At 37.0% G+C, this 13,032-nt stretch carries 8 protein-coding genes; 5 read left to right on the top strand and 3 right to left on the bottom strand.

The features are described 5' to 3' along the window. Positions 1–5: 5 nt before the first annotated feature. The gene (locus B0B05_RS05030) at positions 6–2,876 is read right to left on the bottom strand and encodes a SusC/RagA family TonB-linked outer membrane protein (RefSeq protein WP_076782384.1); all 2,871 of its coding nucleotides are present in this window, start codon (positions 2,874–2,876) and stop codon (positions 6–8) included. A gap of 602 nt (positions 2,877–3,478) precedes the next feature. Here B0B05_RS05030 and B0B05_RS05035 point away from each other — a divergent pair. Both B0B05_RS05035 and B0B05_RS05040 read left to right on the top strand, forming a co-directional pair. Beyond that, the gene (locus B0B05_RS05035) at positions 3,479–6,481 is read left to right on the top strand and encodes a SusC/RagA family TonB-linked outer membrane protein (RefSeq protein ID WP_076782385.1); all 3,003 of its coding nucleotides are present in this window, start codon (positions 3,479–3,481) and stop codon (positions 6,479–6,481) included. 12 nt (positions 6,482–6,493) lie between these two features. Then, complete coding sequence (locus tag B0B05_RS05040) at positions 6,494–8,005, top strand: SusD/RagB family nutrient-binding outer membrane lipoprotein (RefSeq protein WP_076782386.1); 1,512 nt, start codon at positions 6,494–6,496, stop codon at positions 8,003–8,005. Between the two features lie 120 nt (positions 8,006–8,125). Here B0B05_RS05040 and ffh read toward each other — a convergent pair whose 3' ends face one another. Continuing rightward, positions 8,126–9,481, bottom strand: coding sequence for a signal recognition particle protein (gene ffh / locus B0B05_RS05045; protein ID WP_076782387.1), 1,356 nt, complete (start codon positions 9,479–9,481; stop codon positions 8,126–8,128). A gap of 325 nt (positions 9,482–9,806) precedes the next feature. On the opposite strand from ffh, the gene B0B05_RS05050 reads away from it, so the two are divergent. From B0B05_RS05050 to B0B05_RS05060, 3 genes are all read left to right on the top strand, one after another. Further along, the gene (locus tag B0B05_RS05050) at positions 9,807–10,067 is read left to right on the top strand and encodes a hypothetical protein (protein WP_076782388.1); all 261 of its coding nucleotides are present in this window, start codon (positions 9,807–9,809) and stop codon (positions 10,065–10,067) included. A 107-nt stretch (positions 10,068–10,174) separates the two neighbouring features. Beyond that, positions 10,175–10,909 carry an RsiV family protein gene (locus tag B0B05_RS05055; RefSeq protein ID WP_076782389.1) on the top strand — a complete coding sequence of 245 codons (735 nt, stop codon included), beginning with the start codon at positions 10,175–10,177 and terminating at the stop codon, positions 10,907–10,909. Between the two features lie 178 nt (positions 10,910–11,087). Then, a complete protein-coding gene (locus B0B05_RS05060) occupies positions 11,088–12,002 on the top strand; it encodes a hypothetical protein (protein WP_076782390.1) in 915 nt (304 codons plus the stop codon). 533 nt (positions 12,003–12,535) lie between these two features. Here B0B05_RS05060 and B0B05_RS05065 read toward each other — a convergent pair. After that, the gene (locus B0B05_RS05065; protein WP_076782391.1) at positions 12,536–12,967 is read right to left on the bottom strand and encodes a thiol-disulfide oxidoreductase DCC family protein; all 432 of its coding nucleotides are present in this window, start codon (positions 12,965–12,967) and stop codon (positions 12,536–12,538) included. Positions 12,968–13,032: the final 65 nt, after the last annotated feature.

Raw genomic sequence — 13,032 nt, forward strand, 5'->3', positions numbered from 1 at the left:
TGTTGTTAGAAACTTGCATTAAATCCTATTAGGAATGATTTAAGAACCGGAAGGTTTAGGTCTGTGTAACCTGCTACGTTCGTTTCTGGGTCAAATTTTAGCCTTTTATCAAAGTTATGTGTCCACGCATTGTTGGCCATTACATAAACCTGGACAGAATTAAGACCTGTTCCGTTCAAGATATCACGTTTGAAGGTATAACCAAATTTCGCATTGCTCAGACGGATATAGTCACTGTCATAAAGGAATCTTGTAGAAGCTGCGTTTGATTGTTTATTACCACCATAAATAGGTTTAGGGTTTGATGCAGAGGTGTTAGTTGGTGTCCAGTAATCACCCATCACATCACCATATCCCGGATAAGTAAGATTGTACTGACCGTCACTTAAAGTATATCTTGCCCAGTCGTCATAGATCTTACCACCCACACCGTACGTGAATAATACATCCAATGAGAAACCTTTGTAAGAGAAGGTTGAGTTAGCACCACCAAATAAAGTACTCAGGAATGATCCTTGTGCAGCTTGTTGTGCTTGGTTGTAGTTGTTGGTTGTAGCACCGTCTTTACCATTGATATACCATAGAGGATCACCATTGCTAGGATCTACGCCTGCCCATTTTCTAAGGAAGAATGTTCTGGCACTTTCGCCAACTCTCAGGATAGTGTTGCTTCCAATAACATCACCTCCGTAAAGTTCTGTGACCTCATTGTGCAAAGTTGACAAGTTAGCGCCAAAGCTCCATCTGAACTGATCATTATCTCCTTTGAAAATGTCTGCATTAACGGAAAATTCAAAACCTCGGTTGACCAACGATCCTACGTTGTCTACCATGCGGCCATAGGTTTCAGTACCGTCGCTTGCAATTAGGATACTTCCCTGTGATGCAGAAAGTGGTAGATTGTAGATCAGATCTTTTGTCTTTTTGTTATAGTATTCAGCACTTAAAGTAATTCTGTTATTCAAGAATCCAAAGTCTAAACCAACGTTGAAAGGGTTGACAGTTTCCCAGGATAAGTTAGGATTCATTACACCACTATATGTTGCAGCAGGTGTGTTATTGTAATTGGTAGTGAAAGCATACAAGGCATAAGGGTTGGCCAATACCTGATTACCAATCTTACCATAGGATGCTCTTGCTTTTAACATACTTACTGTTTCATTGGCTGTAAAAGCTCCTGTCTTGGCAACATCTACACCCAAACCGGCAGACCAGAAGTTTCCTGCTTTTTGCCCCGGCATAAATTGAGATAGGATATCTCTTCTGTAAGATCCATCAAAAAGCACAATTTTTTTAAAGTCATAGTGTGCAGTTGCTGCATATCCCCACCTTGAAGTCGGTGTTTCCAAACCGCTGTATCCAAAAGGAACTACAAAGTTGTCCAAAGTCTGCAACGTTGGAGACCCAACACCGATACCTGTTGCGCTTAATAATTTCCTGTTAGATTTGTAAGCTTCCTGGATAGCTGATAAGGAAATATTGTGATCTCCAAAATTTTTATCCCAGGTTAAGATATTCTGAAGATTAAAATTAAAATATCTGTTAAATGATGTTCTTTGGTATCCTGCATAACCATAACCGTCACCGTGAAGGGGAGACCAGTAAGTATCTTCTTCTACATTGATATATTCAGGGGCGAAAACAAACTGGTATTTAAGCCCATCTGCAATCTGATATTCTGCCTTCAAATTACCAAAAATACGGGCTGTTTGAGCTTCGTTATAGTTGTTGTCCAGTAAAAATCCTGGGTTGAACATTCCGTTAGATAGTTGTCCATTAGACGCTTGCCACCAGTACGATCCGTCAGCATTCCTGATTGGGTCTGTTGGTCTGTTAAAATAAGCTGCTAGGATTGGGTTTGAGAAAGAACCTCCGTTGGATAATGTTTTGATTTTACCAAATGACGCTTGAAAATCCGTTGAGATTTTTAACCTGTCAGTGGCCTGATAAGCTACTTTGGTGGTAAAGGCAAGGCGCTGGAAACTGGAGTTTTTGATAATGCTCTCCTGTGTCATATAGTTGGTAGATGCGTAATAAGTCAATTTATCATTAGCACCTGATACATTAAAATCAATATTTTGTTGAAACCCTTTTTTCATCGTTGTATCCTGCCAGTCAGAATCAGCACCGGATCTCATGATAGGGCGAAGGTTGGCAAGTAAATTGCTACTGATACCAGGAACAGCTGCGTTAGCATATTGATCAACTGTGTAATCCTTAGCATATCTGTTGTTAACAGCATCTTTCAGATAGGTCTTGTACTCATCAGCTGTAAAACCTCTGTAAGTTTTCATCGCTCTGTCATTGTATCCAATATTGGAAGAGAAGTTAAATCTTGCAGCTCCTCTTTTACCACTTTTGGTGGTGATCACAATTACACCAGCTCCGGCATCAGCACCATAAACAGCTGTAGATACAGCATCTTTAAGTACTGTCACGCTTTCAATGTCATCTGGGTTCATGTTTGCCAAGATGTTGGATGTAGTATTGTTGGTACTTAAATCTCCTGATGATACACGTACGCCGTCAACAATCCAGATTGGAGATGTTACACCATTAATTGATGAGATACCACGAACGCGTACATTAGCCATACCGCCTGGTTGTCCTGATGCATTACCTGTCTGTACACCGGAAACACGGCCTTGCAACATCTTATCAACAGAAGCCACAGGAACATCTTCAATAGCTTTTGATGTCATGGTACTTGTTGATCCCGTAATTTCCTGAACAGCTTTTTTCTGTCCAAATCCCATAATTACAACATTCTCAATAACTGTCTCTTTGGAAACAGTATCGTTTGTCTTTTGAGCTGACAAAGATTGTCCTGTAAAAAATAGGACGCCTGCTGTCAAGACACTAAAACGTAATTTCATATTAACAATTTTTAATATTTTAAGAACGCAAAGGTGTTAAAAAATATTTTAATAAAAAAGTTAAAACATTGGGAATGTACCATATGTAAAGGGGTTTTGAGTGTTTTTGTTAGTTTTTTTGGCTGAGGATTTGTTCTATTTTTTGTTAAATTTTTATTAAATATTAATTAGGGTTTTGTTATTTTATATCTGTTAATTTATTATTGAAGTGCTTGGTTTTAATAATTATTTTGTGCTAACCTTGTTTTTGTTTCAATTTATTTTATAATATGTACAATGATTGTTAATTAGTCGTGTCTTCTTTTTCTTATAAAGTATGATCTTAATTTTATTAAGTACAACTAAAACTTAAACCTTAATTATTAAGTTAAATTTTGAAAAAAAGAATTATTTTTTTTTCAAAATTGATTCTATTTTTCATAGTCTCTTACAAGATTTTATGGTGAAATGATTAAGAATTAAGAATTTTAGGTTGTTAAAATATAAAATTTAATTTTTTTTGGTATTTAAAATAATTTAATTTTTTAACATCTTTTTAGATGTTGCTATTGTTTATGTTAATAATCTTTTGCACATTTGTTTATTGAAAAATTTGATTTGATATGAAAAAATTAACAACAAGCGTGTTGGCTGTAGTTCTTTCGTCATCTTTTGCAGTAGTTTCTGCACAAAAGGTACAAGATACAGCTACAACGCAAGATATCGAGGGCGTAGTAGTAACGGCTTTAGGTATCAAAAGAGATGAAAAATCTTTATCTTATTCTGCACAGACTGTTAAAGCAGGTGAGCTAAACTTAACGCAAAATATTGATGTTAAAGGTGCTATTGCTGGTAAGGTTGCTGGTGTTCAAATTAATGGACAGGCAGGTGCCAAATTAGGAGAAACAGGAAAACTTCGTCTAAGAGGTGCCATCAGTATGTTAAATGATGAGGATCCTCTATACGTGTTAGATGGTGTGATCGTAGATCCAAACACTATTGACATGGATAATTTGGAAAGTATTAACGTTCTTAAAGGTCCGAACGCTACGGCGCTTTATGGAACAAGAGCTCAATATGGAGTTGTTGTAATGACTTTGAAGAAAGGATCTAGAAATAAAGTTAATGTTGAATTGAATTCTACTGTTAATGTTGACGTTATTGCTAGAACTATGAAGTATCAAAACGAATACGGTGGAGGTGCAGCTGGTGAAGAATCCATGGGCGTTTTTGAATTTGATCCATCGATCCATCCTGCTAGTTGGGCAATTTTCAATGGTAAAAATTATGTGCAAGGTGATAATGCTTATGAAGATGCGTCTTGGGGAGCTAAATTAGATGGAAGAGAATATGTTCCATGGTATGCTTGGTGGACTGGTAGTAAAGAATTTGGTAAAACCGCTTCTTACTCTCCACAGCCTAATAATGTTAGAGATTTCTATGATAAGGCATTGACAATGAAAAATACTATATCAGTTTCAGGAGGTAATGACTTTTTTACTGGTAGAGTTTCATTTTCAAATTTAGATCAGAATGGTATTACACCATACACCTATCAAAAATCAAACTTTCTTAGTTATAATGGAAACATCAAATTTTCAGATAGATTATCTGTAGAAACAATGTTTAATTATGCTTTTAGAAAGGTTAGAGGAGAGATGGATGACACCTATGGAAATCAAACTTCTGGAAGCTTTAATAGTTGGTTCAACAGAGATTTGAATATGTCTAAATTAAAAGAATATCAGAATCTTAAAAATGACGCTGGATATGCTGCTTCTTGGAACTGGTGGGGACCTGATTACTATGGTTTAGGAGGTATTTATCAAAAGCCAGCATTCTGGTTGAATCCATATTATTATATGGATAAATTTGATGATACAACGAGAAAGCAAAATTATTCACTCTTAATTGCTCCTACATATAAAATAACTAGAAACTTAACGGCAAGAGTAGCGTATTCTAGAACAGATAACACTGGAACTAGACAATATTTTATGCCTTCTGCCATTTCTGATCAAGCATCAGGTATGCAATCAGGGTACATGAATTTTACAAATGGTTTTGGTATTATTAACGACAGAAGAACTGAAGAAATTTATGATGGACGTTTAAATTATGCTAAAAAGTTTGATAAGGTTGACCTAAACGTAATTGTTGGTGCTAACCTTACTGAACAGAAAAGAAATTATTCATCTATGACAATGGATGTTTGGGGTAAGCTTCAGACATTAATTAATCCTGATGTTTATACTTTTTCTAATTCTAATGTAAGAATTAATCCAACATTAGTTAATAACAAAAAGACTTATAAATCTTTATATGCAACTATTTCTGCAGGATATAATGATATTTTTTATGTAGATTTATCTGCCAGAAATGATATAAACTCTGCTTATCTTAATAGTGATAACTCATTTTTCACATATTCATTAGGTGGAAGTTTGTTAGTTCACAATTTATTTGAGAAAAATTCAACATTAACTTATTTCAAGGTTAGAGCGGGTTATGCTAAAATTGCTAGTGACTTAGCAGTAAGTGCTACTGAGCCAGAATACACTTATCAAGCATCTACAATCAATGGCAATGTTATAGGTTATCAACCGTTAAGATACATAGATCCTAACTTGAAGCCTTCAATTAACGACAATTTTGAAGCAGGTGCGGATTTAAAATTCTTTAGCAATAGATTAAGTTTTTCCGGTACATTCTATAATGAAAATAAGAATGACGAACCAATTCCAGTTACAGCTCCTGCATCTTCAGGTTATACAAGTATATTCATTAACTCAGGTGTGGTAAATAGAAAAGGAGTTGAGTTGAGTTTATCAGGGGATGTGATCAAAACACCGGATTTCTCTTGGAATACCTCATTGAACTTTGCTAAAAATAAGACTACAATCAAAAGAGTTGCTGAAGGATTAAATGCAATTAATTTTGGATCTTCTGATGATTATGTTTTAACTAATATCGTACAAGTTGAAGGTGAAGAATGGGGTCAAATTGTAGGGAATGGTTATCTATATGACGCTAATGGAAATAAGGTGTTAAAAGAAGATGGTACATATGCAATGGAAATTGGTAAAAAATTTGGTAGTGTTCTACCAGAATTTACTGGTGGATTCTTCAATTCATTTACATTTAAGAGATTTACATTAAGTGCATCAATTGATTTTCAAAAAGGTGGTAAATTCTTCTCTCTTTCTGAAATGTGGGCAGATTACACAGGTTTAACTGAAAAGACAGCTCAGAACGGTATTAGGGAAAATGGAATTAATGTTTCAGGTAATACTGTAGATGGAACAGCCGTGTCAACAAACTTAGATGCACAATCATATTTTCATCAATTTTATGGTAATGGACTAATCGAGGATTATATTCATGATGCGAGCTACATTAAGTTAAGAGAAGTAGCATTAAACTATCAATTTAATCCAGTTCTTTTCTCTAATACAGGAATTCAAGGTATGAGTGTTGGTGTTTTTGTTAGAAACCCGTGGTTAATTAGTGTGTCAAAGGATAATATCCATAGAGTTGATCCTTCTGAGCTAGCGAATACTTTCGGGGAAAATGCAAATTTACCATCTGTAAGAAGTATGGGTGTTAATATTAAAATGAATTTTTAAATCAAAATCAAAATGAAAAGATTAAAATATAATCATAGTAAATTAGCTATAATAGCCCTAATTGGCTCGTTAGCTTTTCAATCGTGTAGTGATGAAAATTTTGAATCAGATTATAATCAAAATGAATATGGAGTTTATTCTGCGGATTATAAGTCTTTAATGGCTGGTTCTATAAGCCAATTGGCTTTAAGAGGAGGAAATAATTTTTTAATGAAACCTGTTCTTTATGCCCAGCATTTATCTCAAGCAACCTATACTTCCGAATCGCAATATAATCAGGAAGGTGGACAATGGGATTGGTATTACGCTAGATCTCTTAATAATTTAGATCTCATTATTAAAGACTACTCAGGAACAGTAACACCAGCAATGGAAGCTCAGGGTAGTAAAGAAAATATGATAGGTGTATCAAAAATATTCAGAGCGATAGTTTATAAAAGAATTACAGACGCTTATGGTGATATACCTTACACGGAGGCTAATAAAATGCAAGAAGGAATTAAAACTCCGAAATTTGATTCGCAGGAATCTATATATAAGAGCTTAATTGCTGATTTAAAGGAAGGTAGGGATATGCTTGACGCTTCCGGTGTTACGCCTAAAGGAGATGTTCTTTACAATGGATCTATTGCTAGGTGGAAGAAATTAGCTAATTCTGTTTTATTGCAAGCAACTCTCCAGTTGTCAAAAAAATATCCTGGAGCATCAGATTATGCTGCAACAGAGTTTAGAGCTGCGCTTAGTAATTCAGGAGGTGTAATTGAGACAGTTGCTGATGAGGCTTGGTTTACTTATAATAGTGATGCGGCTGTAACTAATCCTCTAAATGCTTTTAGAGCTGCAGATTACAGAATATCTGCACAATTGTTAGAATCTTTAAAAGGATCAGCTAGCCAATTTAATGTTACTTCTAATCATACTGTTGATGCTAGAAAAAATGCTTATGCTACTCAACCAAATGGTACAGGCTTACCTTATGGATATAGCTTAAATGATTTATTAGCAGCTGGATATACAAATGGAACAAATACTCTTGCTTCTAGATTCAGAGGTGTAACTTCTGCAAGAAACCTTATGACTGCTTCTTATACTTTTCTTAATAGAGCTGAAGGTGCTGCTTTAGGATGGAGTAGTGAAGATGCTACTGCTTTGTTGGAAAAAGGGATTGTTTTAAATTATCAATCTTTAGATGCTAAATATGCGACAACAATTTCTTCTAGTGCTGCTGCTTATGCTGCTGCTAGAAAAGCTGATGTTACTACATTTGGAATTAAGAGAGTGATTGGAGAAGAAAAATGGGTTTCGTTGTTTCTGAATGGTTTTGAAGCTTGGTCAGAGTGGAGAAGAACTGGTTATCCAGCTCTTAAGCCTGCTCCAAGTTCACTAAACGGAGGTTTCATTCCAAGAAGAATGCAATATCCTGTTAATGAGCAGATTTTTAACAGTGTAAGTTACGGTGCTGCTGTTCAAAAACTTTTGCCAGCTACAGATCTAAATACATCAAAAATCTGGTGGGATCAATAATAGGTTTCACACTTGATATATAATTAAACCCGCAGCAATGCGGGTTTTTATTTTAATATTCTAACAACAAAAAACCTGAGAAACAATGTTCCCAGGTTTTTGAATTTATATAAAGTAATTCTACTTCCCAAACAATCCGCCACCCATGTTTGGCATTTTGCTCATCATCTGCATCATTTGTTTGCCTTGTGGGCCTTGCATCATTTTCATCATTTTGCCCATTTGGTCAAATTGCTTCATCAAGGCATTTACATCTTCTAGCTTTCTACCCGAGCCTTTCGCAATTCTTTGTTTTCTGGAAACATTGATGATAGAAGGTCTTCTTCTTTCGTCGGGTGTCATTGAGTGGATAATCGCTTCAATGTGTTTAAAAGCATCATCATTGATATCAACATCTTTAATTGCTTTTCCAACACCGGGGATCATACCCATTAGGTCCTTCATATTACCCATTTTCTTAATTTGGTTGATCTGCTTCAGAAAGTCATCAAAACCAAATTCATTCTTGGCAATTTTCTTATGGAGTTTTTTCGCTTCCTCTTCATCAAACTGTTCCTGAGCTCTTTCTACTAAGGACACGACATCTCCCATTCCAAGAATACGGTCTGCCATCCTTTCGGGGTAGAATAGGTCAAGTGCCTCCATCTTTTCTCCGGTAGAGATAAATTTGATAGGCTTTTCAACCACCGAACGGATGGTTAACGCCGCTCCACCACGTGTGTCTCCGTCCAGTTTGGTAAGAACGACACCGTCAAAATTCAATGTGTCATTGAAGGTTTTAGCAGTATTCACTGCATCCTGACCGGTCATCGAATCGACTACAAAAAGTGTTTCCGTAGGTTTGATTGTCTGATGAACAGATTTGATTTCGTTCATCATCTGCTCGTCAATCGCCAAACGACCCGCAGTATCCACAATCACGGTATCAAAACCGTTGGACTTGGCGTAATTAATGGCGTTTTCAGCAATAGACACCGGATTTTTATTGTCTTCCTCGGTATAAACGGGGATGTTGATCTGGCTTCCCAGGACTTTCAGCTGGTCAATCGCAGCGGGGCGGTATACATCACACGCTACCAAAAGTGGCTTTTTGTTTCTTTTTTGCTTCAGGTAATTGGCCAGTTTACCGGAGAATGTTGTTTTCCCGGAACCTTGCAATCCGGCAATCAGGATCACCGTTGGCTTCCCCGACAGGTTGATGCCTTCCTGAGAGCCACCCATTAGGTCTACAAGCTCATCATGAACAATTTTGGTCATCAACTGTCCCGGCGTAAGCGATGTCAGCACGTTCTCACCGATCGCTTTATCCTGAACTCTTTTGGTAAGGTCTTTCGCAACTTTATAATTAACGTCGGCATCCACCAATGCTCTTCGGATTTCCTTTACCGTTTCTGCAACGTTGATTTCTGTGATTTTACCACGTCCGGAAATATTATGCAGCGCTTTATCTAGTTTGTCTTGTAAACTGTTAAACATATATTGATTTATATTAAGTATCTAATTGGCAAAAATAAGAAATTTTAGCGATAAGGTAGCCAGCTCGTTGGGATTTAGAATTTAAAGTAAAAAAAGGAATGATTGGTCTTCCCATTTTTAATAAAGGCTTTGTTTCGTCAGGGTCCATATAAATTGGCTCAGCATGAAAATGTTTAAGCATTGCGGTTTGCATTCAAGATGTCATACCTGAGCCTTGTCTGTAGTGAGCCTGATTAACTATCAAAATATTCCTCCTGCTAAAACATCTATGTAAATTCTTTCAGACCATTTTTTTTAAATTAGCAGGAAATTATGATCAACTGATATGATAAAGTTACGCTTAATAGGCCTCTTGAACCTATTCCTTTCCGTGCTGATCTATGCGCAGCAAAAGCCTGGATATTATCGGTATGAAGGCAAGCTGGGCCCTCGTGACGCCGTATTGGAAATCGCTGTTCGTCCGTCGTCTGATATAGGGCAGTTCGAAGAAATTGAGCCTCTTTCTTCTTTTTATTATTTCAAAGATGATCTGGTACCTGTTGCCCTTTACAAAGGCAAAGGTTCCAGGGGGGGGATATCATACTAAATGAAATTAGTGAAGACAGTCAGGAACGTTTCGAAGGCGTTTGCAATGATAAAGTTTTCAAAGGGAAATGGTACTGGAATCCTTCAGACGAAGGTGAAGACATTGTTTTGTATGCAAAACAAATAAAACCCGAAGATCAGCTAAATTACTTTCAGGAATATAAAGTGGTGAAGGTTCCCGTCAAAGGAAGCGAGCGTGCGTTGGAAGGAACTATGACCTTCAGTGCCTTTCTGCCTTCAGACCCTTCGGTGGCCAAAATGTTGACCCGGCGTATTACGAAAGATCAATTTGATGACTTCGGAAATTATGCGAAGGTAAAAATCAAGGATTTTGAACAATCTTACAAAAGGGAAGTGCAGGAGCAGTTCAGTGGTGAGGATGCTGAATACTCGTCAATCATGGATCATGTGCATAATTACAATCTTTACCCAGTCATCAATACCGGCCAGTATCTGATTATGGCATACAGTACATTTACCTACACCGGAGGCGCACATGGTATGAATGCCGACAAATACTACAACTATAGCAAAAAAAAGAAAAAATGGTTACAGTTGGAGGATGTGTTTGACCTTTCCCAAAAAGCAGCGATAGAAAAAGTGCTCGATCAGGAACTGCGCAGACAGTATAGTATTCCTCCGGGAATCAAGCTGAGCGAAGCAAAAGACAGTGATTTCATTGCAGACAAAATTGCTGTGACGGATAATTTTACCCTGTCAAAATTCAATATTACATTTCATTACCATCCTTATGAACTCACACCATACGCAATGGGATCATTTGAATTAAGTGTGCCTTATGAAAATTTCAAAGGACTTTTCAAAAAAGGCTTTCATTATTAACCTGAATTTCCCGAAAGAACTTCTGCAAATAAAAATGAACACAGCTTTATCTCAACGGAGTTGTAAGAATTTACTTCTTCAATTAGGCTTTATAATAGCTTAAACAGGAGTTTTGCTGATGGATTTTTAATTGCTCGAAATACGCTTATATTTGTGTGGTTCATAAAGAGTTTTTTGAATGAAGAAATACATCTTTTACATGGGATTGCAGTTAATTGTTTTATGCACTGCCTGCCAGAGCAAAGCTCAAAACAGCCCGTATGTTGGTTTTTATGACGGGTCCAGGATGGAACTGGTCTTCCATGTGTATATCTTGCCACAAAATGCTTTTGCCCTCAGTATGATATACGGTTCCGAAGATCGGTTGATTGTAGGGACATGGAAAGATGATGGGAAAGGCGGAATCATTCTGGAAGAAAACCGCGAACAGGGAGAGCCGTTTATCGTTTATACAAGCGATGGGAATTCAAATAAAAGGATATTGAATTTTAAATATTTCGACCAAAATACGGGCGCAGCCTTAGCCATAGGATTGCCATTTGATAAGACGAAACTAAAGTATATCCATAAGCCTGATGAAAATTATTTTTCTGCCGAATATAATATGGAAGCGGATAAAAACAGTTCCGGGACATTATTTTTAAGTAGGCCAATAGCGGAGGATATCGCCCACGAGGTGTATACTTTCGAACTGCCCGACAAGGTACAGGATGTATTCATGATGTACAATGCTTTGGCAGATAAGCCTGTTTTCAGGGCTGGAGCCTCGTTTCAGAACGACGTGCTTATGCTGGTGAATGAGGAAACAAACGAAAAGCAGCGGACGGGCAAAAAACAACCACTTCCCGCTGATATCGAAAAAGATGTCGAGGCATTACAATCTTCTGAAACCATTGCCGATACCCGTCAGATAAGGACAGGAAATGGTAAAATATTAAAAGTAAAACGCCTAAGACCCGGCAAAATTTTCCTGGTCGATACTTATATTAAGCAGGATATGTCGTACTTTGGCAATGATACCCCGGGAGAATCACAACCTGCGCAATCACCTGCCTTTATCCCAGCACCGCCATCATCTTCGTCACATAAGTAAAAACCTGTGCATATCCTTGGCATCAAAACTGACACAGATCGTTTTCTGGATGTTGCTGCAAAGCTCCGAAGCCGAGCAAAAATAAAGATACCACTGTAATTGGTAATGCCAGATTTCACTATTCTCAAAAAATTATCGTTATTATTGCGGATAGTCCTATTCATGGCAAAGTCATACCAAAGCCATAGTAAAGCCATGGATAGTTCATGGAAATAATTGTTGTTTTAAATTATCATATGCATAGTAATATAACCCAAAAATTGTGAATAATTTAAAATGGGCTGTGGCATCCCGCTAAATAATCGAATAGTATTAAGGCTTCTGAGTAGAGATCCTCTGGTTTTTCAAATATAATAAAAAAAAATATATTGATAAGTCTCTGGTGATCACGTTTAGCCTTGCTTGACAAAACGGCATAATCTGGCAGCTAAGTGCTTGATACGGGTTAATAATGATATATTTCTACCAAAGACAGTTCGATTGTGATTCTTCTCTCTATCTGAATGTTGATCTGCTAAGCACTTCCGAAATGGCTAAAGTCCTTCTTCAATAAATTTTTTGCGCTGTTCCGGCGTGGGGACAAAGCATTGGTTGGCAGACAGCTTTTTACGGTTTTTGGAAATGACGTCATACAGAAGATTGCCAATAGGACTTGGGAGTATTTTTCCCATTGCAGCGAAGGTGTAGGTGCCACCAATTAGGCTTGCTATTTTGATAATTGCCTGGTATTTTGTCAGGTAAAACTGATGCGGTTTCCAGAGGTATAGGGTATCAAACACAAGATTAGGAAGCTGTCTTTCCTGCAAAAATTGTTGTCCAAAATCAGATTGCAATGCCGAGAACAGGAATTGATCCTTCTTATCACGCGTTAGGATCCACTGTACCCAATGATTGCAGAATCCACAGTCACCATCGTAGAATACGATGTATTGTTCTTTGTCTGGTGTCAGTTTATCTTCACTCATCACAAACTTATTTAATACATAATCAAATCAAATTATTATCCAAAGATAAGTCAAAGTAAAAATGA

Origin of the sequence: Epilithonimonas bovis DSM 19482 (genome assembly GCF_900108115.1) — a bacterium.
GTDB lineage: Bacteria > Bacteroidota > Bacteroidia > Flavobacteriales > Weeksellaceae > Epilithonimonas > Epilithonimonas bovis.